At 69.8% G+C, this 22,468-nt stretch carries 21 protein-coding genes and 1 pseudogene; 14 read left to right on the forward strand and 8 right to left on the reverse strand.

Annotated features, from left to right (window positions below; translation table 11 throughout):
* Window positions 1-429 (reverse strand): hypothetical protein (locus C4V41_RS64670; protein ID WP_235030736.1); only part of this gene is annotated, 429 nt, incomplete at its 3' end.
* Here C4V41_RS64670 and C4V41_RS42565 point away from each other — a divergent pair.
* Complete coding sequence (locus C4V41_RS42565; RefSeq protein WP_235030737.1) at window positions 382-1,398, forward strand: hypothetical protein; 1,017 nt, start codon at window positions 382-384, stop codon at window positions 1,396-1,398. The genes C4V41_RS64670 and C4V41_RS42565 overlap by 48 nt on opposite strands.
* 398 nt (window positions 1,399-1,796) lie before the next feature.
* Here C4V41_RS42565 and C4V41_RS42570 read toward each other — a convergent pair whose 3' ends face one another.
* Entirely contained in the window at window positions 1,797-2,723 is a 927-nt protein-coding gene (locus C4V41_RS42570) for an MBL fold metallo-hydrolase (protein ID WP_103961726.1), read from the reverse strand.
* A gap of 110 nt (window positions 2,724-2,833) precedes the next feature.
* Between C4V41_RS42570 and C4V41_RS42575 the strand changes: the two genes are divergently transcribed.
* Window positions 2,834-3,268, forward strand: a complete 435-nt coding sequence (locus C4V41_RS42575) for a single-stranded DNA-binding protein (RefSeq protein WP_160150579.1) — start codon at window positions 2,834-2,836, stop codon at window positions 3,266-3,268.
* A 720-nt stretch (window positions 3,269-3,988) separates the two neighbouring features.
* Here the strand turns inward: C4V41_RS42575 and C4V41_RS63385 are convergent.
* Window positions 3,989-4,561 carry a DUF1015 domain-containing protein gene (locus tag C4V41_RS63385; RefSeq protein WP_200824625.1) on the reverse strand — a complete coding sequence of 191 codons (573 nt, stop codon included), beginning with the start codon at window positions 4,559-4,561 and terminating at the stop codon, window positions 3,989-3,991.
* 630 nt (window positions 4,562-5,191) lie between these two features.
* Window positions 5,192-6,094, reverse strand: a pseudogene (locus C4V41_RS63390) (DUF1015 family protein); the annotation flags it as partial.
* Between the two features lie 110 nt (window positions 6,095-6,204).
* Here C4V41_RS63390 and C4V41_RS42590 point away from each other — a divergent pair.
* The gene (locus C4V41_RS42590) at window positions 6,205-6,627 is read left to right on the forward strand and encodes a tetratricopeptide repeat protein (RefSeq protein ID WP_103961728.1); all 423 of its coding nucleotides are present in this window, start codon (window positions 6,205-6,207) and stop codon (window positions 6,625-6,627) included.
* Between the two features lie 456 nt (window positions 6,628-7,083).
* Here the strand turns inward: C4V41_RS42590 and C4V41_RS42595 are convergent, their stop codons facing one another.
* Window positions 7,084-7,524, reverse strand: a complete 441-nt coding sequence (locus tag C4V41_RS42595) for a TipAS antibiotic-recognition domain-containing protein (RefSeq protein WP_103961729.1) — start codon at window positions 7,522-7,524, stop codon at window positions 7,084-7,086.
* A gap of 82 nt (window positions 7,525-7,606) precedes the next feature.
* Here C4V41_RS42595 and C4V41_RS42600 point away from each other — a divergent pair, with 82 nt between their 5' ends.
* A complete protein-coding gene (locus C4V41_RS42600; protein ID WP_103961730.1) occupies window positions 7,607-8,590 on the forward strand; it encodes an HAD-IIA family hydrolase in 984 nt (327 codons plus the stop codon).
* A gap of 93 nt (window positions 8,591-8,683) precedes the next feature.
* Here C4V41_RS42600 and C4V41_RS42605 read toward each other — a convergent pair whose 3' ends face one another.
* Genes C4V41_RS42605 through C4V41_RS42615 form a run of 3 tightly spaced genes read right to left on the reverse strand, consistent with a single transcriptional unit; the run spans window position 8,684 to window position 10,637 of the window.
* Entirely contained in the window at window positions 8,684-9,460 is a 777-nt protein-coding gene (locus tag C4V41_RS42605) for an ABC transporter permease (protein WP_103961731.1), read from the reverse strand.
* Complete coding sequence (locus tag C4V41_RS42610; protein ID WP_103961732.1) at window positions 9,457-10,221, reverse strand: ABC transporter ATP-binding protein; 765 nt, start codon at window positions 10,219-10,221, stop codon at window positions 9,457-9,459. Before C4V41_RS42610 ends, C4V41_RS42605 begins: the two co-directional genes overlap by 4 nt.
* Before the next feature lie 59 nt (window positions 10,222-10,280).
* Complete coding sequence (locus C4V41_RS42615) at window positions 10,281-10,637, reverse strand: SCP2 sterol-binding domain-containing protein (protein WP_327537505.1); 357 nt, start codon at window positions 10,635-10,637, stop codon at window positions 10,281-10,283.
* A 117-nt stretch (window positions 10,638-10,754) separates the two neighbouring features.
* On the opposite strand from C4V41_RS42615, the gene C4V41_RS42620 reads away from it, so the two are divergent.
* From C4V41_RS42620 to C4V41_RS42665, 10 genes are all read left to right on the forward strand, one after another.
* Window positions 10,755-10,970 (forward strand): hypothetical protein, encoded by a 216-nt coding sequence (locus C4V41_RS42620; protein ID WP_103961733.1) that lies wholly within the window; start codon window positions 10,755-10,757, stop codon window positions 10,968-10,970.
* On the forward strand, window positions 10,967-11,779 hold the full coding sequence (locus tag C4V41_RS42625; protein WP_103961734.1) for a TlyA family RNA methyltransferase: 813 nt from the start codon (window positions 10,967-10,969) through the stop codon (window positions 11,777-11,779). Before C4V41_RS42620 ends, C4V41_RS42625 begins: the two co-directional genes overlap by 4 nt.
* Window positions 11,776-12,675 (forward strand): NAD kinase, encoded by a 900-nt coding sequence (locus tag C4V41_RS42630; protein WP_103961735.1) that lies wholly within the window; start codon window positions 11,776-11,778, stop codon window positions 12,673-12,675. Before C4V41_RS42625 ends, C4V41_RS42630 begins: the two co-directional genes overlap by 4 nt.
* Window positions 12,676-12,802: 127 nt before the next feature.
* Window positions 12,803-14,512: a DNA repair protein RecN gene (recN, locus tag C4V41_RS42635; RefSeq protein WP_103961736.1), complete on the forward strand. Its 1,710-nt coding sequence runs from the start codon at window positions 12,803-12,805 to the stop codon at window positions 14,510-14,512.
* A 73-nt stretch (window positions 14,513-14,585) separates the two neighbouring features.
* Window positions 14,586-15,782, forward strand: a complete 1,197-nt coding sequence (steA, locus tag C4V41_RS42640; protein ID WP_103961737.1) for a putative cytokinetic ring protein SteA — start codon at window positions 14,586-14,588, stop codon at window positions 15,780-15,782.
* Window positions 15,779-16,753: a copper transporter gene (locus C4V41_RS42645; RefSeq protein WP_103961738.1), complete on the forward strand. Its 975-nt coding sequence runs from the start codon at window positions 15,779-15,781 to the stop codon at window positions 16,751-16,753. The genes steA and C4V41_RS42645 overlap by 4 nt, the downstream gene beginning before the upstream one ends.
* 1 nt (window position 16,754) lies before the next feature.
* Window positions 16,755-17,612 (forward strand): hypothetical protein, encoded by an 858-nt coding sequence (locus C4V41_RS42650; RefSeq protein ID WP_103961739.1) that lies wholly within the window; start codon window positions 16,755-16,757, stop codon window positions 17,610-17,612.
* Between the two features lie 333 nt (window positions 17,613-17,945).
* Window positions 17,946-19,538 (forward strand): murein biosynthesis integral membrane protein MurJ, encoded by a 1,593-nt coding sequence (gene murJ / locus C4V41_RS42655; RefSeq protein ID WP_103961740.1) that lies wholly within the window; start codon window positions 17,946-17,948, stop codon window positions 19,536-19,538.
* A gap of 640 nt (window positions 19,539-20,178) precedes the next feature.
* Entirely contained in the window at window positions 20,179-21,261 is a 1,083-nt protein-coding gene (locus C4V41_RS42660) for a glycosyltransferase family 4 protein (RefSeq protein WP_103961741.1), read from the forward strand.
* A gap of 176 nt (window positions 21,262-21,437) precedes the next feature.
* Entirely contained in the window at window positions 21,438-22,421 is a 984-nt protein-coding gene (locus C4V41_RS42665; RefSeq protein WP_103961742.1) for a TerC family protein, read from the forward strand.
* Window positions 22,422-22,468 lie beyond the last annotated feature (47 nt).

Genomic DNA, 22,468 nt, shown 5'->3' on the forward strand with positions numbered 1-22,468 from the left:
CGTCGCGAGGGTGGCTTCGGCGACCGTCGCGAGGGTGGTTTCGGGGCGCGCCGTGAGGGCGGGTTCCGTGACGATCGCGGTCCGCGTCGCGAGGGTGACCGTGGTCCCCATCGCGAGGGTGGTTACGGCGACCGGCGTGAGGGCGGCGGTTACCGGGACGCCCGTCCGTTCTCCCGGGACGATCGCGAGGACCGTACCGGTGCTGGGGGGACCCGCGCCAGGTACGGCCGGCCCGATCGCGAGGGTGCCGACGAGGCTCCCCAGCGTGAGAGGCTGCCCGAGGTGGCGCCCGACATCACGTCGGAGGAGCTCGACAAGGAAGTCCTGGAAGAGCTGCGTTCCCTGCCGGGCGACCTCGCCGACCTGGTCGGACGGCACCTCGTGGCCGCCGAGCGGGCGCTCGAGGCCGACGACCCCGATCAGGCGCACGAGCACACGAAGGTGGCGCGCCGGTTCGCGGCCCGCATCGGCGTCGTACGTGAAGCGGCGGGCATCGTCGCCTACCGCGCCGGTCATTTCTCGGAGGCTCTGAGCGACCTGCGGGCGGCCAGGAGGATGACGGGTTCGGATGCGTACCTGCCGGTCATGGCCGACTGCGAACGCGGTATGGGACGTCCGGAGCGGGCTATCGACCTCGTACGTTCGCCGGAAGCCGAACGGCTCGACCGAGCCGGGCGCATCGAGCTGACCATCGTCGAGTCCGGCGCGCGCCGCGACCTCGGCCAGCACGACGCCGCCGTGATCACCCTTCAGCGCCTGCCCGAACTGCGGGACCCGCAGCCCAAGCCCTGGTCGGCGCGGCTGGCGTTCGCGTACGCGGACGCGTTGGCCGAAGCAGGGCATCAGGAGGCGGCGACCGACTGGTTCGGCAAGGCGATGGCGTTCGACGAGGACGGGGAGACGGAGGCGGCGGATCGGTACGCGGAGCTGACCGGAGCCGTCATCGAGGACATCGAGGAGGAATTCGACTACGAGGACGACTCCGACGACGCCGGTGCGGCGGAGGCCGAAGACGTCGATGACGTTGAGGCCCTGGCCGAGGCGGGCGACCTTCTCGACGACGGTACGGAGCCGGCCGCTCCGCCGGCCGATGCTGCCGACGTACAGGATGAAGGTGCGGAGGAGAGCCGCGCTGACGACGTTCTGGAGACTGACTCCGACTCCGACGACGTGGTCGAAGCGGAGGACGAGCTCGAGGACGAGTCGGAATCCGACGACGAGCCCGATGACGAGTCTGAGCCCGAGGAATCCGGCGAGCCGCAGGATGCCGCTAAGGCGGTTGAAGAGCAGCAGGCCGAGACTCCGGGCATCACTCCGGCGTTCATCGAGCCTAACTTCGGTGACGTACTCGATGAGTCCAACGACGCCGCCAAGGACCGGCCCAAGACGGTCGACTGACGCCGAACTCCCGCCGTACCCGATGACATTCCGGGTACGGCGGGAGACCCGCTCGGTTCTTCATCGGGACACGGTGCCAAGCGGTAGTGCGCTGGGATGTGGCGTCAAGTGGCAGTGAGCAGGACGTGGCGCTTAACCGCAGGGCGCTGAGCGGTGGCGCTTAACCGCAGGGCGCTGAGCGGTGGTGCTTAACGGCAGGGCGCTGAGCCGTGGTGTCAAGGCGCGGGGTGCTGAGCGGTGGCGCAAAGCGGCACTAAGCAGACCATGGTCCCAAGGTGGTAGTGCGCTGAGCGGTGGCGCCAAGCGGCGGTTAACGGGACGTGGCGCCAAGCGGCGGTTGGCGGGGCGTGACGCCGAACGGCGGTGCGCCATCGCTTGGCGTCACGTGTTCCTTCCGGTCACGGGGAGACGCGGTCGAGCCAGTGCAAGATCCCCGCGACGTTCGACGGGGCACCACTCAGTATTTCGACCTCCTCGCTCATGACGCCGTCAGTCGTCAGTGCCGCATAACGCTCCTTGGTGCGATCCCTGACCATGGCGACGGCATGATCCAGGTCCATACCCTCCGACCGAGCCTGCCGTGTGAGATCCACCCAGACCCTCAGCTCCTCCGCAGATCGTTCGAGGGTCTCCCGAACCGCCTCAACCGGCCCATAGTGGCTGAACAGCAACCTCTGCGGCCCAAGCGCCTCGAACAGCGCGATCGAGTCGAGCGCGGTCTGCAGGTCGAAGTCCGGCGGCGGGGTCGCGGGACGCAGATCGCCCGTTTCGGGCAGGTAGACGCCGGCCGCGTCGCCGACGTACAGGTCACCGGTGGCGGAGTCGACCAGGCCCACATGGTGTTTCGCGTGGCCGGGGGAGTAGTGGCTGTTCAGCGTACGCCCATTGCCGAGATCGATGGCACCGGTGTCGCCGAGCGCGACGATGCGTTCCGCCTCAGTCGGGGACAATTCGCCGAAAAGGGTGTCGAGTCTGTCCCCCCACACCATGCGCGCGCTGGCCATCAGCCGTGACGGCTCGGCAAGGTGCCGGGCACCTTTTTCGTGTACGACGACCTGTGCGGACGGGAAGAACCTGGCGATATCCCCCACTCCACCGGCGTGGTCCAGGTGAATGTGAGTCACGACGATCGTGGCCAGGTCCTCGGGACCGACACCGAGCGAGGCGATGGCGTCGCGCACCACGGGCGCCGAGGTCGAGGTGCCCGTCTCTACGAGGCACGGCCGGTCGCCCAGAATCAGGTACCCGGCCGTGATGCCCGAATATCCGGCCATTTTGGTGTCGATCTCATAGACGTCGCCGCCTAGCGCGGTGATGTTGTCCACAGGCACTCCCGAGCGTCCAGCCGTTATCCCCAGAACGGCGTTCCAGCCGATCCGGCCACCCCATCATCGTAGAGAGTGATCTCCACCAGAACACCGATAGGAGGACGACGGTGGATCGAAACGAAGTCTTGCTGGTGGGGAGGCTGTCGGCGCAGGTTGAGGAGCACCCTCTGCCGAGCGGCGACACCGTGACCAAGTGGCGCATCATCGTGCGCCGCCGCCGGAACAGACGTGGCGCGGCACTGACGGACAGCATCCCGTGCGTCACGTTCAACCCGGAAACGGCCGCCGTGCTCCGTGGCCTCAAACCTCGCGACTATATCGAGGTGACAGGGGCATTCCGCTGCCGCGTCTTCGGCCCGTCGGCCGGCAAGATCTGGAGATACGAGGTGGAAGTGAGCACCGCCAGACCCTACGACGCCGAACTCCCCGCACCAGACGACCCGGCAGACGATCCCACCGGCCCCGTTCACGACGGCTTGTCCACCGGGCAAATCGCTGCGTTGATTCCCCGGCAGGTGACCTACCTGGCACCCACTGGTTGACGCGAGCTGCCTACGGGGGCTGGCAGCTTACGAAACGGTCTTCGCCTTCCGAGGGCTGGCGGCTGGGGACGGTCTTCGTCTGCCGGGGGCTAGTTAGCGGCTGACGGCTTGCGGAACGGTCCTCGTTTACCGAGAGCCGCGAGCTGTCGAACTGTCTTCGTCTACCGAGAGCCGCGAATTCGTCGAACCGTCTTCGTCTACCGAGAACCGGCAGTTCGCGGACCATCTCCATCCACCGAGCCGCCAGCGAGCGGAATCCGTGCGAGCGTATGGAGCCCTGCCCGGGTCCAGGCTCCAGCCTGTGGCCGAGGCGGCCGGCGTTCGTGTCTGGGTTTCCGAGCCCGGAGACGGGCAGCGGGCGGCTGGGGGGTCGTGTGGGGTGATGTGCGCGGCTGGGGGGTCGTTCGGCTGGGGTTCGTGCGGCGAAGGCACGGGTGGCTGGGGCGGTTCGTGCCGCGGGGGCGGGCAGCGCCGGGAGGTTCGTGCTGCAGGGCGCAGGCAGGGTCGGGGGAATGTGCTGGGAGGCGCAGGCGGGGCTGGGAGGTTCATGCCGCGAAATGCGGACGGGGCTGGAGTCTGTGTTGTGTGGTGCGTGGCGGGGCTGGGGTTGGTCCTGTGTGGTGCGTGGCGGGGCCGAGGTCAGTCCTGTGTCGTGCGTGGCGGGGCCGAGGTCAGTCCTGTGTCGTGCGTGGCGGATGGCTGGGCGGGTACCCGCCCGTCTCAGTCGGTCGCGAAGGTACGCAGCACTAGGCCAGTCCTCGGTTTGGGGCCGAAGGAGGTGGACTTACGGGGGACTCGTTCGCCACCGGCGGCAACGGCCAGCACGTCCTCGATGGCGAGCGGTTTGAGGATGACAGCGGTGCCGCCGGTGCGGACGGCCAGTTGTACGGCGGCGTCCGTGTCGTGGTGCACGATCCGTACGGCCTGCTCGTTGTCGCGCATGCCCCACAGCACGGGCAGTACGAACTCTGTGAGGACGGAGGTGTTGAGCGAGTTCCAGCGGTCGGAGCGGTCTGGTGGCATGGCTCGGCCCAGTTGAACCGGGTCCGGGTCGGTGAGGAGGTGCGAACCGTCCGCGCCGGCCAGCAGGAGAGCAGGCTCCGGGGCTTCCTCGAGCGCGGCCAGACCCTGCGCCAGGTCGTCGAAGTCGTACACGTGCCACGAGCCCTGGACCCTGGCGACCGCTTCGGCGAGCGGCAGACCGGGGATCACGCGATGGATGGCTTTCAGGTCGGGCGGGTAGGCGGTTGAGTCGACGAGCAGCGCCAGCCCGAAGTCCCACGGCCCTGCCAACGGTCCACGGGACTCTGACGTGAAATGGCTTACGTCGGAGTGCGTTGTCTCGTGACGGGGCCCGCCTGGATGACTTCCGCCCAAGTGGGCCGCACTTGCGGTGGCTTCGTCGGGGTGCGCTGCTCCGTGATCGGCTGCTCCTCCGGGATGTGCTGCGTCTCCGGGATGTGCTGCTCCTCCGGGGTGAGTTGCGCTCGGGTGGGTTGTGCCTGGGCGGGCTGCTTCGGAGTGGGATGTGTCCTGGCGTGCTGCTCCGGGGCGGGGCTGGTGTGGTGGGGCCGAGCTTGGGTGGGTTGCGTTCGGATGGGGTGTATCTGGATGGGCCGCGCCTGGGTGGGGTGTATCTGGACGGGTCGCGCTCGGGTGGGCTGTGTCCTGGTGTGCTGGTTCAGGGTGGGTTAGGTCTGGGTGGGTCGCGCTCAGGTGGGCTTCGTCCGGGTGCGCCGGAGTTGAGTGGGTTTCGTCTGGGTGTGCTGGTTCGGGGCGCGCTTTGTCGGGGTGGGTTGCGTCGGAGTGCGTCTCGGTTTGGTGGTTTTCGGTGGAGGGTCCGTTCGTCGGCTGGCTGGGTTGAGGACGGTGGGTGGCGCGTTCCTGGCGTTGAAGGACGCGGTAGGTGGCGTACCTGTGGTGGCCGTCGGCGATCAGGGCTTGGCGGTAGTGGAGGTCCGCGTTGATCGCGGCGATCTCGGTGGTGTCGGTGATCGCCCATAGGCGATGTGTGAGGCCGTCTTCCGTGTGGGCGGATATGAGGGGACGTCGCTTTGAGGCCACCTCGTCCGCAAGGCGGGTGGCCATGCCGTCGCCGCCCTCGTAGAGGAGGAAGATCGGTTCGAGGTTGGCTTGGGTGGTGCTCATGAGGGCGAGCCGGTCAGTGATAGGGCCCTGGAGGACGTCCTCGTGGGGCAGGATGATGCGCTGCCCGGGGTCGACCAGGCCCACGTCGCCGATCAGGCCGCGCTGCAGGACGTCCGGCCCGCTCTGCTCGTACACGTAGAGCGCCGGCACCGGGTCCGGCACCAACACGCCTGAGTTCAACCAGGCTCGCAGGGTGTTCCGGGCCTCGGCATAGCGGGCGTGAACAGGTACGTCGGGACTAGGGGGCGGCGGACCGGGGTCGGGAGGGGAGGCTTGGGGGCCGGGGTGCGAGGTATCAGGCTCGGAGCCGGCGGCCTGTGACTGCGGGCGGGTGGCTTCGGTTCGAGCGTATGGGGCGTCGGGTTGGGGGTTGGTGGTGGGGTGGGCGGTGGGTGCTTCGGGGGTGGGAGCGGACGTGTCGGGTGGCAGGGTGGAAACGTCAGGGGGAGGGGGTGCTGTGGCTGCGGAGGAGTTGCTGGGGGAGGAGCAGGGAAGGATGAGGCGTACGACGTTGTTCGGGTGAGACTCCAGGAGGGCCTCTACGTCGGCGTCGGAGATCAGGTCGTACGGTGGGGAGGTCACCTTGGCGGGATCCTCGACAGCGAAACGTACGCCTCGGAAGGGCCGTAGCACCAGTCCGCTCGGTACCGGCAGTTCAGGAGTCCCCATACCGGGCATGCTCCCATAAATGCTTACGCCTTCCGGAAGTCGCCCCACGGTTGCATTCGCGCCCGTTCCGCAGCAGGGCGGGGCGGGGTCGCCTTTACGCGGTGAAGGAGTCCTCACGCATGGCCCACGATGGAAATGTTCATGACGAGAGTTCGGGCGTTCCCGGGGGTGGTGTTTACGACTGGTATCAGCGTGGGGTGAAGTTGCTGAAAGAGGGGAGTCCGGCTGCTGCCGCGGCATTGCTGGAGAGGGCCTCTGCGGCTGAACCTGAATCGCGCAGCATTTTGGAGGCGTTGGCGCGGGCGCAGTTCAACTCACGGCAGTACGCCGAGGCTGCGGCCAGTTTCCGGCAGATCGTGGATGCCAATCCGGCCGAGGACTATGCCCACTTCGGGCTGGGGCTGTCCTTGTGGCGGACCGGGGATGTGGAAGGGGCTCAGGAACCACTGGCCATCGCCGTGGCGATGCGGCCGGATGAGCGGCATTATGTCTCGGCTCTGAAGAGCGTTCGGGCGACGTTGCGGGCTCGCCGGGAAATGTAGCCGGGGACGGGAATTGGCTGTGTGTTGCGGTGTGGAGTAAGGGCGCTCCCCCGCTGGCAAGCGTTCGTCATGCGCTAGGTGGCCCCGCGCCTGCGTCTGCTCCCTTTCTGGTGTCTCACTCTGGTGCTGGTTCGTGATGGCCTGATGTCTGGGTGGGCCGGTGACCGTGAGTTGATAAAGGCAAGCGGTGAGTTGATCAATGACAGCGGTGCCCTGGCGGTGACGGTGATGGTGGCAGCGCGGTACTGACCGTGTGGAGGTTGTGAAGCGCTGTAGGGGTTGTGAAGCCGGCGGGGTTGTGAAGCCGGTGGGGGATGGTGAAGCCGGCGGCGGTTGTGAAGCGGCGAGGGTTGTGAAGTGAAGGGGTGGTACTGACGGAGCGGTGGTGCTCTGGTCGGGGTGGGTTGGGTGTTCCGTCAGTTCGTGGGTGGGTCAGGCGTCAGGTTGGTTGATGGGTCAGGCGTTGTGGCGGGTGGCGTTGGCCGCTATGGCGGCCTGGAAGTAGGTGGCCAGGCCGGGGGACGTCGCGTCGATGGTGGTGGTGAAGCGGGGATCGGAGACGTACATGTCGCCCAGGCCGCGGTGGATCTCGTACGTGCAGGTGTAGCACCAGCGGGTGATGTGGGCGCGGTGCTCCTCCACCAGGTCCATGGCGAGGTCGCCGTCCGCCGGGGCGCCTGAGCGCATCGCGTCCGCCATGCGCGCGGAGATGTCGGCCGCCTCCGCCATGAAACGCCGCCAGTCCTCCTTGGTGTACGACGACGCCCGGTTCGTCGACTCCGTCCAGGCCGGCGAGCCGCCCCAGCGCTGCTCGGCCTCCGCCGCGTGAGCGTCCGGGTCGAAATCGCCGAACAGTTCGGCGCGGTCTTCGGGAGTGAGATTGAGGTTCGCGGACATGGCCGTCCTTTCTGTTGGCAGGTAGGTACGGAGGCGACGCTAAAGTCTCACGCGGCGTGAGAGTCAAACGGGAAGAGGCACTGTGCTGATCGACGGTTATGACACCCTGCTGCTCGACCTCGACGGCGTGGTCTACCTGGGCAGTCATGCGGTGCCCGGGGCGCCGGAGGCGCTGGAGGAGGCGCAGCGGCATGGCGTACGGCTGGCGTACGTGACCAACAACGCCTCGCGCACACCGGCCGCGATCGCCGCCCACCTGCGAGAGCTCGGCGCGCCCGCCACGGCCGCCGACGTCGTGACCTCGGCGCAGGCCGCCGCGCGGCTGGTCGCGGAGAAGGTTGCGCCGGGCGCGAACGTGCTCGTGGTGGGCGGGTCCGGGTTGCGGCTGGCGCTACGGGATCAGGGGCTCCGGCCCGTATCGACGGCCGCCGAGTCGCCGGTCGCCGTGGTGCAGGGGATCGCGCCCGGATTGTCGTACGGGCTGCTGTCGGAAGGGGCGCTGGCGGTGCGGCAGGGCGCTTTGTTCGTGGCGTCCAACGGCGACAGCACGATGCCGACCCGGCGGGGCGAACTGCCGGGGAACGGGTCCATGGTGCGGGTGATCGCCACCGCCACCGGGGTCGAGCCGATATATGCGGGCAAGCCCGATCCGCCGCTGCACCGGGAGTCGATGATCCGTACGGGCGCTCGGCGGCCCTTGGTCGTGGGCGATCGGCTGGACACCGACATCGAAGGGGCCTCCAACGCCGGGGTCGACAGCCTGCTGGTGCTCACCGGGGTGGCCACGCCGGCCGATGCGCTGATGGCGGAACCCCGGCATCGGCCCACGTACATCGGGGAGGATTTGGGGGCTCTGCTCCTGCCCTATCCCGAGGTGCGCGACGGCGCGTGCGGAGGATGGCAGGCGCGGTGGACGGACGGCGTGCTGCGTCTGGAAGGCGAGGGCGGCCGGATGGACGGACTGCGGGCGGCCTGCGACGCGGCCTGGACGGCGGCCGGTGACGGACGCCTGGAGGGGGAGGACGTGGTCAAGCCTGCCCTGGAGATGCTGGAGCGGGTCAGATGACGGGCCGTTGATGGTGGTGAGGGTGGGTTTCGGGGATTCGTGAGCGGTGGTGCGAGAGGGCATCTCGGAGGGTTCCCGTGCCGTGTGAAGGGGTCAGGCGACGCGGTGGCTGGTCTGGCGGGTGAACTGCCAGGCGCCCACGGCCAGGAGCAGGGACGAGGCCAGGACGAGTACGCCCAAGGACACCGGCACCCCGCCGCTCCACCCCCGCAGCACCAGCAGCCGCATGGCCTCGATCGCGTACGTCAGCGGATTGGCCCGTGCCACCGCCTCCATCCACCCGGGCATCGCCGTCAGCGGGACGAACGCGTTGCTCATGAACAGCAGCGGCAGCGAGGCGAACCCGGTGACCGCGAAGAACGTACCGTGTGACGGCACCGCGCAGGCCAGTGCCATCGCGGCGGCCGTGAGCGCCAGCGTGAGGAGCGCGGTCGCCGCCAGGATCGCCAGCACCCCGAGCGGTCCCGACGCGGGCCGTACGCCCAGGGCGAGCGCCACGAGCAGGATCACCAGCACCTGGGCCGAGTTCATGCCCACCTGGAACACGAACCGCGACACGATCAGCGAGCTGCGCCTGATCGGCATGCTGAGCAGTTTGTCCAAGTATCCGGTCTCCTTGTCGAACAGCAGCGGCATCGCCGCCGACACGCCGTTGCCGACCACCGTGAAGGCGATGATGCCGGGCACCGCGAACGCGATGTAGTCGCCCGTCCCCACCACCCGGGGATCGACCGCGCCCCCGAGGGCGCCAGCGAAGAACACCAGCCAGACGGCCGGTTGCAGCACGCTGAACAGCAGGTTCAGCCGCTCGCGAAGCATCATGAGCAGCCAGCGCCGGGAAAGGGCCAGCACCTCCTGAGACCACATCATCCGGATTCCTCCCGCAGCGCGTGACCGGTGTGCCGGAGGAAGACCTCGTCGAGCGTGGCCACGCCGAGCGCCGCCTTCAGCTCGGCGGGCGTCCCGCCGACCACCTGCCGGCCGTGGTCGATGATCGTCAGCCGGTCGCAGAGGCGGTCGGCCTCGTCCATGTAGTTGGTCGCCAGCAGGACCGTCATGCCCTCGTCGCAGAGCGAGCGGATGTGGTCCCACATGTGGTGGCGCGACTGCACGTCCAGGCCCAGTGTGGGCTCGTCGAGGATGAGCAGCTCGGGCTGGTGCAGCAGCCCGCAGGCCAGATCGAGGCGCTTCTGCATGCCGCCGGAGTATTCCTGGACGAGCCGGTCGGCGCTCTCCGACAGGCCCACCAGCTCCAATACCTCGCCGACCCGGGCCTTCAGACGCCGCCTCGGTACGTGGTAGAGGGCCGCCTCGATCTCGGCCTTCTCCCGCCCCGTCAGCAGGTAGTAGCCCATGGGGGAGACCTGCTGCATCACGTACCCGATGCGGCGGCGTACCTCCCCCGCCGACCGCACCACGTCGAACCCGCACACCCGCGCCGTGCCCCCGCTCGGCGGCAGCAGCGTGGACAACATCCTGATCGTGGTCGTCTTGCCCGCCCCGTTCGGCCCGAGCAGACCGAAGATCTCCCCGGGCGCGATCGCCAGGGCCAGGCCGTCGACGGCGCGATGGTCGCCGAAGGCGCGGCTCAGGCGTTCGCTGTCGATGATCAGACCCATTTGTTCGCCCATCGCCTAATAGTTAACGTTCTCATTAAATAACTAGGCGACGGAACGGGTCAACGGGTCCCTCAGATGAGCCGGCGCAGGCGCAGCAGGTCGCCGAAGCTCGCGTCGATCTTCACCCGGCCTCCGAGCAGCGCCCGCGCCAGGTCGAGCTCCCCGTCGACCAGCGCGACCAGGTCGTCGCTCGCGATCGTGAGCTTGACGTCGGCGGACTTGCCGTCCGGCGGCGGCTCCTCCGTGAACGGCTCGAGCCCCCCGTGGTGCAGCCGGCCGTAGAAGATCACGTCGAGGTCGGACACCCGGGCGCTGACCGTGCGCTCGACCACGTGCTTGGCACGGTCCTCCTCGTCGATCTCATCGAACTGGGCGACGAGCTTGGCCAATGCCGCCCGGCACTCCTCGACGCTTGCCATGATGCGCATCCTTTCTTCCCTTTGCGGACGGTAGCGTTCCACATCACTAGCACCCCCGTATGAGCTTCAACGAGTGACACGCCTGCCAAGGTCCCGGGTGCTCGCGGGAGGCGTTACGGTCGAGTCATGACTGAGGTTCCGGAGGAGACCGGCGATGAGCGGGTCGACGCCATCGTGGCCGGCCTCGGAGGGCTGGGCGAGCTGCCGGTGAGCGAGCACGTCGCACGCTTCGACCAGGCGTTCTCCGGGCTGGAGAGCACGCTCGCCGCCGCCGACGAGGCCGTGCCCGAGATCGTGCCCGAGGTCGTGCGGGCCACGCCCGAGGCCGTGGACGGCCGGTGAGCCGCAGGATCCGCCTGGACAGCGAGCTCGTACGCCGCGGCCTGGCCCGATCGCGTGAACAGGCCGCCCAGCTCATCGAGGGCGGCCGGGTCAGCGTCGGAGGCCAGCAGGCCCGCAAGCCCGCCACCCAGGTCGAGACCGCCTCCGCCATCGTCGTGGCCGCCTCGGAGGACGGGCCCGACTATGTTTCGCGCGGAGCGCACAAACTGCTCGGCGCGCTGGAGACGTTCACGAACCTGTCGGTGGAGGGCCGCCGCTGCCTCGACGCGGGCGCCTCCACGGGCGGGTTCACCGACGTGCTGCTGCGCCGCGGCGCGGCCCACGTGCTCGCCGTGGACGTCGGTTACGGCCAGCTCGCCTGGTCGCTGCGTACCGACGAGAAGGTGACGGTGATGGAGCGCGTCAACGTACGCGACCTCACCTCCGAGATGGTCGGCGAGCCGCCCACGCTGATCGTGGGCGACCTGTCGTTCATCTCGCTCAGGCTCGTGCTGCCCGCGCTGGCCGCGGTCGCCGCGCCGCGCGCCGATTTCGTGATGTTGGTGAAACCGCAGTTCGAGGTGGGCAAGGACCTGGTCGGGGCGGGCGGGGTCGTCCGTGATCCGGCGCTGCGGGCCGGCTCGGTGCGCGACGCCGCGGCCAAGGCCGGGGAGCTGGGGCTGACGGTCCGTGGAGTGACCGCCAGCCCGCTGCCCGGACCGTCGGGAAATGTGGAATATCTGCTCTGGCTGGGCAAGGGAGAGGGCGAGCCGCCGGTCGCCGACCTCGAAGGCGAGATCCAGCGTGCCGTCACGGAAGGGCCGCAATGAACCGGACCGTCCTGGTCGCCGTACACACCGGGCGTGGCGCCGCCGTCGACAGCGCCCGGCTGGTCATCGCCCGGCTGGTCGACGCCGGCATCACCGTCAGGATCCTTGACGCCGAGGCCGAGGAGATCGGCTGCGCGGGGGCACAGTCCGTCCCGGCCGATCCGAGCGCCGCCAAGGACGCCGAGGTCATGATCGTGCTCGGCGGCGACGGATCGCTGCTGCGTGCGGCCGAGCTGGCCAAGCCCGCGGGCACACCGCTGCTGGGGGTCAATCTCGGGCATGTCGGGTTCCTGGCCGAGGCCGAGGTCGCCGACCTGGCGGCGGCGGTCGACAGCGTCGTGGCGGGGCGTTACGACGTCGAGGAGCGCATGACCATCGATGTTCTCGCCCGGCAGAACGGGCGCGTCCTGGCGGACACGTGGGCGCTCAACGAGGCCAGCGTCGAAAAGCAGGAGCGCATGCTCGAAGTGGTCGCCGAGATCGACGGCAGGCCGCTGTCGCGGTGGGGCTGCGACGGCGTGATCTGCGCCACCCCGACGGGCTCGACCGCGTACGCGTTCTCCGCCGGTGGCCCCGTGGTGTGGCCGGAGGTGGAGGCGCTGCTCATGGTGCCCAACAGCGCGCACGCGCTGTTCGCCAGGCCGCTGGTGGTCTCGCCACGCTCCACGCTGGCCGTCGAGATCCTGCCGGACACCCCTGGCGGGGTCCTGTGGTGTGACGGGCGGCGCAGGTTCGACCTGCCGTCGGGGACGCGGGTCGAGGTGCGCAGGGGCTCCGAGCCCGTCCGCCTGGCCCGCCTGCACGGGGTCGAGAGCAGTGGCGCGCCGTTCACCGACAGGTTGGTGGCCAAGTTCGAGCTACCTGTTCAGGGGTGGCGCGGAAGGGTGCGACCCTGAGTGAATGAGGGGCAGAGCGCGTAGGATCACCTGGGCATGACGGACCGTCCCCAGCGGCCCGTCGCGGGCCGCGAGGTCCGCGCTCAGAGGTGTGACCATCGGACATGGCAGTGAACGGGAGTGGGCAGTGCGACCCAGGGTCGAGGAGGTCCGCATCCAGGGGCTCGGCGTCATCGACGAGGCCGTGCTCGAGCTTTCGCCGGGCTTCAACGTGGTCACCGGCGAGACCGGCGCGGGCAAGACGATGGTCGTCACCGGGCTCGGGCTGCTGTTCGGCGGCCGGGGCGATCCTTCGCGCATCCGCCCGGGAGCGGAGCGGGCGACCGTCGAGGGCACGCTGGTCATCGAGCCGGGCGGGCGCGTCGCCCAGCAGGTCGAGGACATCGGGGGCGAGATCGAGGACGGCGAGCTGATCATCTCGCGGGCCGTCTCGGCCGAGGGCAGGTCCAGGGCGTGGCTCGGAGGGCGCACGGTGCCCGTCGGCACGCTGACCTACCTGGCCGACGACCTGGTGGCGGTGCACGGGCAGATGGATCAGCAGCGGCTGCTGCAGTCGGGCAGGCAGCGGGCCGCGCTCGACCGCTACGCCGGCAACAAGCTGGTCAAGCCGCTGCGGGCCTACTCGCAGGCGTACAAACGGCACAAGCAGGTCGGCGCGTTGCTCGACGAGCTGACCACCAGGGCCAGGGAGCGGGCGCAGGAGGCCGACATGCTCCGGTTCGGCCTGGAGGAGATCGAGAAGGTCGATCCCAAGCCGGGCGAGGACATCGAGCTGCGTTCTGAGGAGGAGCGGCTCTCGCACGCCGACGCGCTGCGCAGTGCCGCGACGACCGCGCACACGGCGCTGCTCGGCGACCCGATGGAGGCCGCGGGCAGCCCGCACGACGTGATCTCCCTGCTCGGCGAGGCGCGGTCGGCCGTCGAGACGGTCCGCGACTACGACACCCAATTGGCCGGCGTGGCCGACCGGCTGGCCGAGGCCGGCTATCTGATCTCCGACGTGGCCACCGATCTGGCGGCGTACGCGGAGTCGATCGAGGCCGATCCGGCGCGGCTGGCGGCCGTACAGGAACGCCGCTCCGTGCTGTCCAGCCTGATCCGGAAATATGCGGAGGACAGCGCCGGTGTCCTGGCCTGGGCGCAGCAGTCCGCCGGCCGGCTGGCCGAGCTCGAAGGCGACGACGAGCGCATCGGCGAGCTGACTCGCGAATTCGAAGAGCTGACCGCCCGCCTCACCGAGCTGGCCGACGAGCTCACGGGGGTGCGCGAGGCCGCCGCCGAGCGGTTCGGGCACGCGGTGACCGAGGAGCTGACCGCGCTGGCCATGCCGCACGCCAGGGTCGTCGTCCAGCTCACCCAGAGCGCCGAGTTCGGCCCTGAGGGCCGCGACGAGGTGGAGCTGCGCATGGCCGCGCATCCCGCCGCGCCGCCCCTCCCGCTCAACAAGGGCGCCTCCGGGGGTGAGCTGAGCCGGGTGATGCTCGCGATCGAGGTGGTCTTCGCCGGTGCGGATCCGGTGCCGACGTTCGTGTTCGACGAGGTCGACGCGGGGGTCGGCGGAAAGGCCGCCGTGGAGATCGGGCGCAGGCTGGCCCGGCTGGCCCGTACCGCGCAGGTGATAGTGGTCACACATCTGCCGCAGGTCGCGGCGTTCGCCGACCAGCATCTCGTGGTCGAGAAGGCGAGCGACGGCAGCGTCGTGCGCAGCGGCGTCGTCACCCTCAACCACGAGGGCCGCGTACGCGAGCTGTCTCGCATGCTGGCCGGACTCGAAGACTCCGAACTTGGCCGCGCGCACGCCGAAGAACTGCTGGGTCTCGCGGCCGCCGACAGGTGATCCTGGGTGACATAGCGGACACGCCGCGTCATGCGTGGCCCCTGCGCTGTTTCGCTCTGGCAGGATGGTCTTGATGAAGGTTCCGGGAAACAGATTGCCGGGCCTCCGCGGTAGGAAGGTCGGAGACCTTCCCGGTGTAACGGCAGTGGCGAGAATCGACCGGCGTACCAAGAGGCTGACAAAACGCCTCCAGCCTGGAGAAGTTGCGATTATCGACCATGTTGACGTAGACCGGGTCAGCGCGGAGGCACTCGTCGCGTGCGGTGCGGCGGCCGTGGTCAATGTGGCCTCGGGCATCAGCGGCCGCTACCCCAACCTGGGGCCACAGATTTTGCTGGAAGCCGGGGTGCCGTTCGTCGACAACGCCAACCCGGAGCTGTTCGAGCGGGTCAAGGACGGCGACGTCGTCCGGATCTGCGAGGGCGTCGTCTACCTCGACGACGACGTGGTCGGCAAGGGTGAGGAGCAGTCCACCGAGGCCGTCGAGGCCGCCATGGCCGAGGCACGCGCCGGGCTGGCCGTCCAGATCGAGGCTTTCGCCGTCAACACGATGGAGTACGTTCGTGGTGAGGGCAAGCTTCTCATCGATGGAGTCGGCGTGCCTGAGATCCGCACCCCCATGGAGGGCAGACATGTCCTCATCGTGGTGCGCGGCTATCACTACAAGGAAGACATCGCGACCCTGCGCCCGTACATCCGCGAATACCGCCCCGTGCTGGTCGGCGTCGACGGCGGCGCCGACGCGCTCCTGGAGGCCGGCTACCTGCCCGACGTGATCGTCGGCGACTTCGACTCGGTCTCCACCAAGGCCCTGACCTGCGGCGCCGAGCTCGTCGTACACGCCTACCGCGATGGCAGGGCGCCCGGCCTCGAGCGCGTGCACCAGCTCGGCCGCGAAGCGGTGATCTTCCCCGCCACCGGCACCAGCGAGGACATCGCGATGCTCCTGGCCGATGACAAGGGGGCCGAGCTCATCGTCGCCGTCGGCACCCACGGCACGCTGGAGGAGTTCCTCGACAAGGGGCGCTCCGGCATGGCCAGCACCTTCCTCACCCGGCTGATCATCGGCAGCAAGCTCATCGACGCCAAGGGCGTCAGCAGGCTCTACCGCAGCCGCATCACCACCTCCCAGCTGCTCCTGCTGGTGATCACCGCGCTGATCACCATGGGGGTCGCGCTCGTCAGCTCGCCGCTAGGCAAGACCTGGCTGAACGGCGTGCAAGACTTCTGGAACGCCTTCATCTTCTGGCTGGTCGGACTCTTCTCGTGATCGATTTCCGCTATCACCTCGTCTCCACTGTCGCCATCTTCCTGGCCCTGGCGGTGGGGATCGTGCTGGGCACCACGCTGCTCCAGGATCCGGCGCTCGATCTGGCCAAGAAGACCAGCGACGAGATCTACAACGCCAACATCGGCCTGCGCGCCGACCTCGACACCCTGCGCGGCAGGGAGGCGGGCAACGACGCGTTCATCGCCGGTCTCACGCCCGAGGTGGTGGCCGGCGACCTGACCGGCCAGCGGGTGCTGCTGATCGAGGCGCCCGGCTCCAGCGGCACCGTGCGCGAGAACGTGCAGCAGGTGCTCGACCAGGCCGGGGCGGAGGTCACCGGGCGCGTCACGCTGACGGAGAAGTTCCTCGACCCCAAGGGCAAGGGCGTGCTCGACGGGCTGGTCAACCAGCTCAAACCGGTCAACATGATATTCCCCGACACGGCCACGAGCTGGGACAGGGCCGCCACGCTGCTCGCCGCGGCCCTCGTCACCACCGACCAGGCCCAGGGCGGCACCCCCAACACCGCCACCGCCGACGTCATCAGCACGTTCGAGGCGGGCGGGCTGCTCAGCACCGAGGGCGAGGTGGACAAGCGGGCCACGCTCGCGGTCATGTTCGCGCCCGAGAAGGCGTACGACGGTGACGGCGCCGAGGTCCAGGCGGGCGCGCTCGTCTCGGTGGCGAACGCGTTCGACGTGGGCGGCAAGGGCACGGTGCTCGCCGGCGCGGCCGCCACCACCGTCCTGCCCGGCGACCCGATCGCGCTCCTGCGCGACGAGAGCGAGATCTCCAAGCGCGTCTCCACCGTCGACACGGCGGATATGCCGGTGGGCCGCGTCGCCATCGTCTACTCTCTGCGAGAACAGCTGAGCGGGCGCGCCGGCCAGTACGGCGTCGGCAAGGGAGCCTCGGCCCCCGTCCCCGTCCTGACGTCCGCCACGCCGACCCCCACCGAGTCAGGGAGCTGACATGCCTGCGAGCCGGGCCCTGTTCTACGCCCTCGCCGGAGCCGCGATCGGGGCCGTGGCCGCCCGCGTCGCCTACACGGGCTTCACCCGCAACCGGCCGGCCGATCTGGGCGGGCGCTGGACCAGGAAGAACCACCGCGGCGAGCCCATCACCCTGCTCGAAGGGCCCGCGTTCGTGGCCGGCTCAGGCGCCGCGGCCGCGCTCACGCCCGGCCTGCCCGGCCGGGTGCGGGCGGCGGCACTGCTCGCCGGGGTCGGCAGCGGGGCGCTGGGCGCCTACGACGACCTCTACGGCACCACGTCCTCCAAGGGCTTCAAAGGCCACCTGACCGCGCTCGCGCGTGGCGAGGTCACCAGCGGCGCCGTCAAGATCCTGGGCATCGGCGCCACCGGGCTCGGCGCCGCCGCCCTCGTCTCGGCGGGCCCCGTGGACACCGCCGTCAACGGCGCCACCATCGCCGGCGCCGCGAACCTCGCCAACCTCTTCGACCTGCGTCCCGGCCGGGCCGTCAAGGTGGGGCTGCTCACCGGCGGGCCGCTGCTGGCCGCCTCCCTCTTCCGCGCCTCGCCCGCCGCGGCCGCGCTGGCCGCCGTCCCGCTGGGCGCCGCCGCCGCGCTGCTGCCCGACGACCTCGGCGAACGCGCCATGCTCGGCGACGCGGGCGCCAACTCCCTGGGCGCCCTGCTCGGCCTCGCCGCCGTCACCAGCCTCGGCAAGCCCGGCCGGTACGCGCTGCTGGGCACCATCGCGGCGCTGACCGCAGCCTCGGAGAAGGTCAGCTTCACCAAGGTCATCGCCGGGAACAGCGTGCTCAACCGCATCGACATGCTCGGCCGCCGCCCGGTCGACCCCGTGTGACGCCCGCGACGCGCGCGCCGGTCCGGCCCGCTAGGACGCGCGCGACGGTCCGGCCCGCTAGGACGCGCGCGACGGTCCGGTCTGTCAGGACGCCCGCGACGCGATCGCTTGCGCGGCCCGCTACGACGCCCACGATGGCCCGTCCTGCCAGGACGCCAGTGACGCGATCGCTTGCGCGGCCCGCTATGACGCCTGCGACGGCCCAGTCTGTCAAGACGTCGGCGACGCGATCGCCGGTTCGGCCGGCCAGGATGCCCGCGACGCGATTGTCGGTCCGGCCTGCCAGGATGTCTGCGTAGGCGTGATCGGCGGTACGGGTCGGCGGGAGGCCGGGTGGGCGTGGTGACGGCGCGGGGCGTCGCGGGCGGGGCGATGCTCATCGGGGCGATCACCGTGCTGGCACGCGTCGCCGGATTCGCCAAGCAATACGCCTTCGCCCAGACCGTCGGCACCAACTGCCTTGCCACCGCCTACATGACGGCCAACCAGATCCCCAACATCGTGTTCGAGGTGGTCGTCGGAGGCGCGCTGGCCGGCATGGTGGTTCCCGTGCTCGCCGGGCGCGAGTCGCGGGAGCAGGTCGGCCGGATCGGGTCGGCGCTGCTCACGTGGGTGGTCGTCGTGCTCGTGCCGGTGGGCGTGCTCACCGCGCTGCTGGCGGGGCCGATCATCGGACTGTTCTTCGGTGGCGGCGTCGCGGGGTGCACAGACGCGGTGACCGCCGTCGCGACCCGGATGCTGGTCGTCTTCGCCCCCCAGATCCCCCTGTACGGCCTGGCCGTCGTGCTCTACGGCGTGCTCCAGGCGCACAAGCGGTTCGCCGGGCCCGCGGTCGCGCCCCTGGTGTCCAGCATCGTGGTCATCGTGGCCTACCTGCTGTTCGTGCCGCTCAGCGGCGGGCAGAGCGAGCCCGTCGCGCGTCTGGAGCCCGCCGAGCTGGCCCTGTCGGTGGGGACGAGCCTCGGGGTGCTGTCGCTGGTGCTGGCGGTGATCGGGCCGGTCGCGCGGCTGGGACTGCGGTGGCGGCCGACCTTACGGTTCCCCGACGGGGTGGCCGGGCAGGTGCGCAGGCTCGCCCTGGCGGGCATCGCCGCGCTGCTCGCCCAGCAGGCGGCCATGATCGTGGTGGTCCTGCTGTCGAACCAGGCGATCGGCACCGGGGCGCTCGCCGTCTACAACTACGCGTGGGCGATCTATCTGGTGCCGTACGCGGTGCTCGCCGTGCCCATCGCCACCAGCGCCTTTCCCCGGCTGTCGGCGCGGGCGGACGATCCGGTGGCGTTCTCGGCGCTCGCGGCGCGCACGACCCGGGCGGTGGTGCTGGTGTCCGGGCTTGCGGCCGGGGTGCTGGCGGCGGCGTCCGGGCCGGGAGCGGTGGTGTTCCTCGCCGGCAAGACCGTGGTGCCCCCGCCGCAACTGGCGGCGGCGATCGCCCTGTTCGCGCCGGGGCTGGTGGGATATGGACTCATCGCCCATCTGAGCCGGGTGCTGTACGCGGCCGGGCGCGGGCGGGCCGTGGCCACCTCGACCGTGGCGGCCTGGGCTGTCGTGATGGTCGCCCAGACGGTCTTCGTGCTGGTCCTGCCCGACGCGTGGAAGATCGGGGGGATGGCGCTCGGGATGAGCGTCGGCATGACCGTCGGCGGGGCGCTCCTGCTGGGGGCCGTGATGCGGGCCCGGGGCCGCGCGGCCGTCGCCGGGCTGCTCAGGGCAGGGGGCGCGGCGGTGGCCGGTGGACTCGCCGGATACCTGGCCGGGGGCGGAGTGGCCGGTTGGCTGGGGGCGGGAAGCATGGGCTTCACGGTCCTGGCGACTGTGCTGGCCGCGGTGGTGGCGCTGGTGGTGGGGGCGTTGGTCGTGGCGGTGGTGGACCGGGAGGACGCGGGCGCGGTGACGGGCCTGCTCCGCCGGGACCGGTCCGGATGAACCGGGTGGGGTCGAACCCGGCTGGGTTGGCGGGTTCGGGCTGAGCGGGGCGGGGCTGGATCTGGCTGGACCAAGCGGACTTCGGTCGAACGGGGCCGGGCTGGACCTGGCCAGGTTGGGCGAGTTTGGGACGATCCGGGCGGGGTTGGACCTGGCGGGGTGGGGTGGGCTTGCGCGGAATGGGACGGGTTGGATGGCTTGGGCTGGGGTCGACCCGGCTGGGTTGCGCGGAGGTTCAGGTCTCAGTGGGCCGGGTTCGGCGGAGTTAGGTCTGGCCGGGCGAGACGGGCATGGGCTGGACCGGGGTGGGGCTCGACCTGGCTAGGTTGAGCGGGTTCGGGTCGAGCCGGACGGGCTGGACGGGCTTGAGTTCGATCGGTCTGGGATGGAGTGGTCTGGGTTGGGCCGGTCCGGGGATGGAGTGGTCTTGGTCGGGCTGGATGGGCTTGGGTCGAGCGGGCTTGAGTTTGATCGGTATGGGTTGGGCTGGTCTTGGTCGGGCTGGATGGGCTTGGGTCGAGCGGGCTTGAGTTCGATCGGTCTGGGATGGAGTGGTCTTGGTCGGGCCGGTTTTGGGTCGGGGCGGCGTGTGCGGGGTTGTGGTGGGACGGTGGTGTGGGGCTTGAGGGAGGAGCGGGTCGTGCGGGTGGCTTTTGTGCTGGGGACCACGTCCGGTGGCACCGGGCGGTACGTGCTGATGCTGGTCCGCGGCCTGGTACGGCGTGGGCATCGGGTGGTGGTGGCCGGGCCGCGCAGCGTTGAGGAGCAGTTCGCGTACACCAGCGCCGGAGCCAGGTTCGTGGAGGTGGCCGTCTCCGATCGGCCGGACCCCGTCAACGACGTGCGTGCCGTGCTCGCCCTCAGACGTGTGACCCGGGGCGCCGATGTCGTGCACGCTCACGGGATGCGGGCCGGGGCGCTGGCCGCGATCGGGCGGCGCGGGCCGGTGGTGACCTTGCACAACGCGCTGACCACAGGCGGTTTCGTCGGGCTGGTCTATGGGGTGCTGGAGCGGATCGTGGCCCGCCGGGCCGGGTGCGTGCTGCCCGTCTCGCCCGACCTCGGCGCGCGCATGACCACGCTCGGCGCCCGCGACGTGCGGGCCGCCCTGGTGCCGGCCCCCGCGCTGCCACCCGCCAAGCGGACGCCCGAGGACGTCAGGGCCGAGCTGGGGGCGGGGGAGCGGCCCGTCGTGCTGACGATCGCCAGGCTGGCCCAGCAGAAGGGGCTCGACACGCTGCTCGACGTCGCCGCGGGACCGTGGCCGGGCGACGACTCCGTGAAACCCCTGTTCGTGGTCGCGGGGGAAGGGCCGTTGCGTGGAGAGCTGCGGCGCCGGATCGATGCCGAAGGGCTCCCGGTCGTGCTGCTCGGGAACCGGGATGACGTGGCCGACCTGCTCGGCGCGGCCGTCGCCCTGCTGATGCCGAGCCGGTGGGAGGGGCAGCCGCTCACGCTCAGGGAGGCGCTCATGGCGGGGACGCCGGCCATCGCCTCCGCCGTGGGTGGGATTCCGGAAATATTGGGGGATGCGGGGATTTTGGTGCCGTATGGGGACGTCGGGGGGTTCCGTGACGCCGTACAGGAACTGCTGACGACGCCGGGAACTGCGGAAACGCTGGCTGCGGCGGCAGTGCGGCGCGGGCGGGAGATGCCCGATGGCGACGAGGCCGTGGAGAGTGTGCTGGCCGTCTACCGCGGACAAGATCCAGCGGATGATTAGGTGACGCTCAGGCGTTCTCATATACTGCGTGGGTTAGGGAGGGGAGTATCCCTTCGCGACAGCCTCGTCATCACGGTGCCGCCCCGCTCCACGGGGCCCCCGGGGCTGCCGGTCCGCAGATTTCGGCGGGCGGGAGAGACCTCCGGCACTGAGCCATGTCTGCCGGAGGGTTTTGAGTGGACGTACCCATGTGGGCCTGGATCGCCGTTATCGGCGGTCTTCTTGTTGTGCTCGCCGTTGACCTGTGGATCGTCGACCGCGGTGAAGCCCGCGAGTTCTCCATGCGGCAGGCCGGATACTGGGTGACGTTCTACGTCGCCCTCGCCGTCGCCTTCGGCGCGTTGTTGTGGGCCGTTGGCGGTGGTGGCGCGGCGGGCGAGTTCTTCGCCGGTTACATCACCGAATACAGCCTCAGTGTCGACAACCTGTTCATCTTCTTCATCATCATGAGCCGGTTCGCCGTGCCGAAGGCGTATCAGCACAAGGTGCTGCTCGTCGGCATCCTGCTCGCGCTCGTCATGCGCGGCATCTTCATCGCGCTCGGCGCTGCGGCGCTCGAGCGGTTCAGCTGGCTGTTCTACGTGTTCGGCGCCTTCCTCGTCTACACCGCGATCAACCTCGTCCGCCAGCACCTCAAGGGCGACGAGGAGGAGTTCAACGAGAACGCCGTGCTGCGGTGGGTCCGCAGGGCCTTCCCCACCACCGAGGGCTACGTCGGCTCCAAGGTCACGGTCAAGATCGACGGCAGGCGCATGGTCACGCCGATGCTGATCGTGATGGTCGCCATCGGAAGCACCGACCTGCTGTTCGCGCTCGACTCGATTCCCGCGATCTTCGGGCTCACCAAAGACCCCTTCATCGTCTTCACCGCCAACGCGTTCGCCCTGATGGGGCTGCGTCAGCTCTACTTCCTACTCGGCGGGCTGCTCCAGCGGCTCGTGTACATCAGTTACGGTTTGGCGTTCATCCTGGGGTTCATCGGGGTTAAGCTGGTATTGGAGGCGTTGCACTCCAGCCATGTCTCCTGGGCGCCTCAAATTCCCATCTGGGTGTCGCTCTCGGTCATTGGCGCCACCATGGTCATCACCACCGTGGCCAGCCTGATCAAAGCCCGCATCGACGCGCGCAAGGGCGAGGAAACGCACCCGGAGCAGGTCTAGCGAAAAGGGCTTCGAGGCGCTTTGCTTGTGTAGTTGCGCCGTGTAAT

This window comes from Nonomuraea solani, assembly GCF_900108335.1.
In the GTDB taxonomy this organism is placed as follows: domain Bacteria; phylum Actinomycetota; class Actinomycetes; order Streptosporangiales; family Streptosporangiaceae; genus Nonomuraea; species Nonomuraea solani.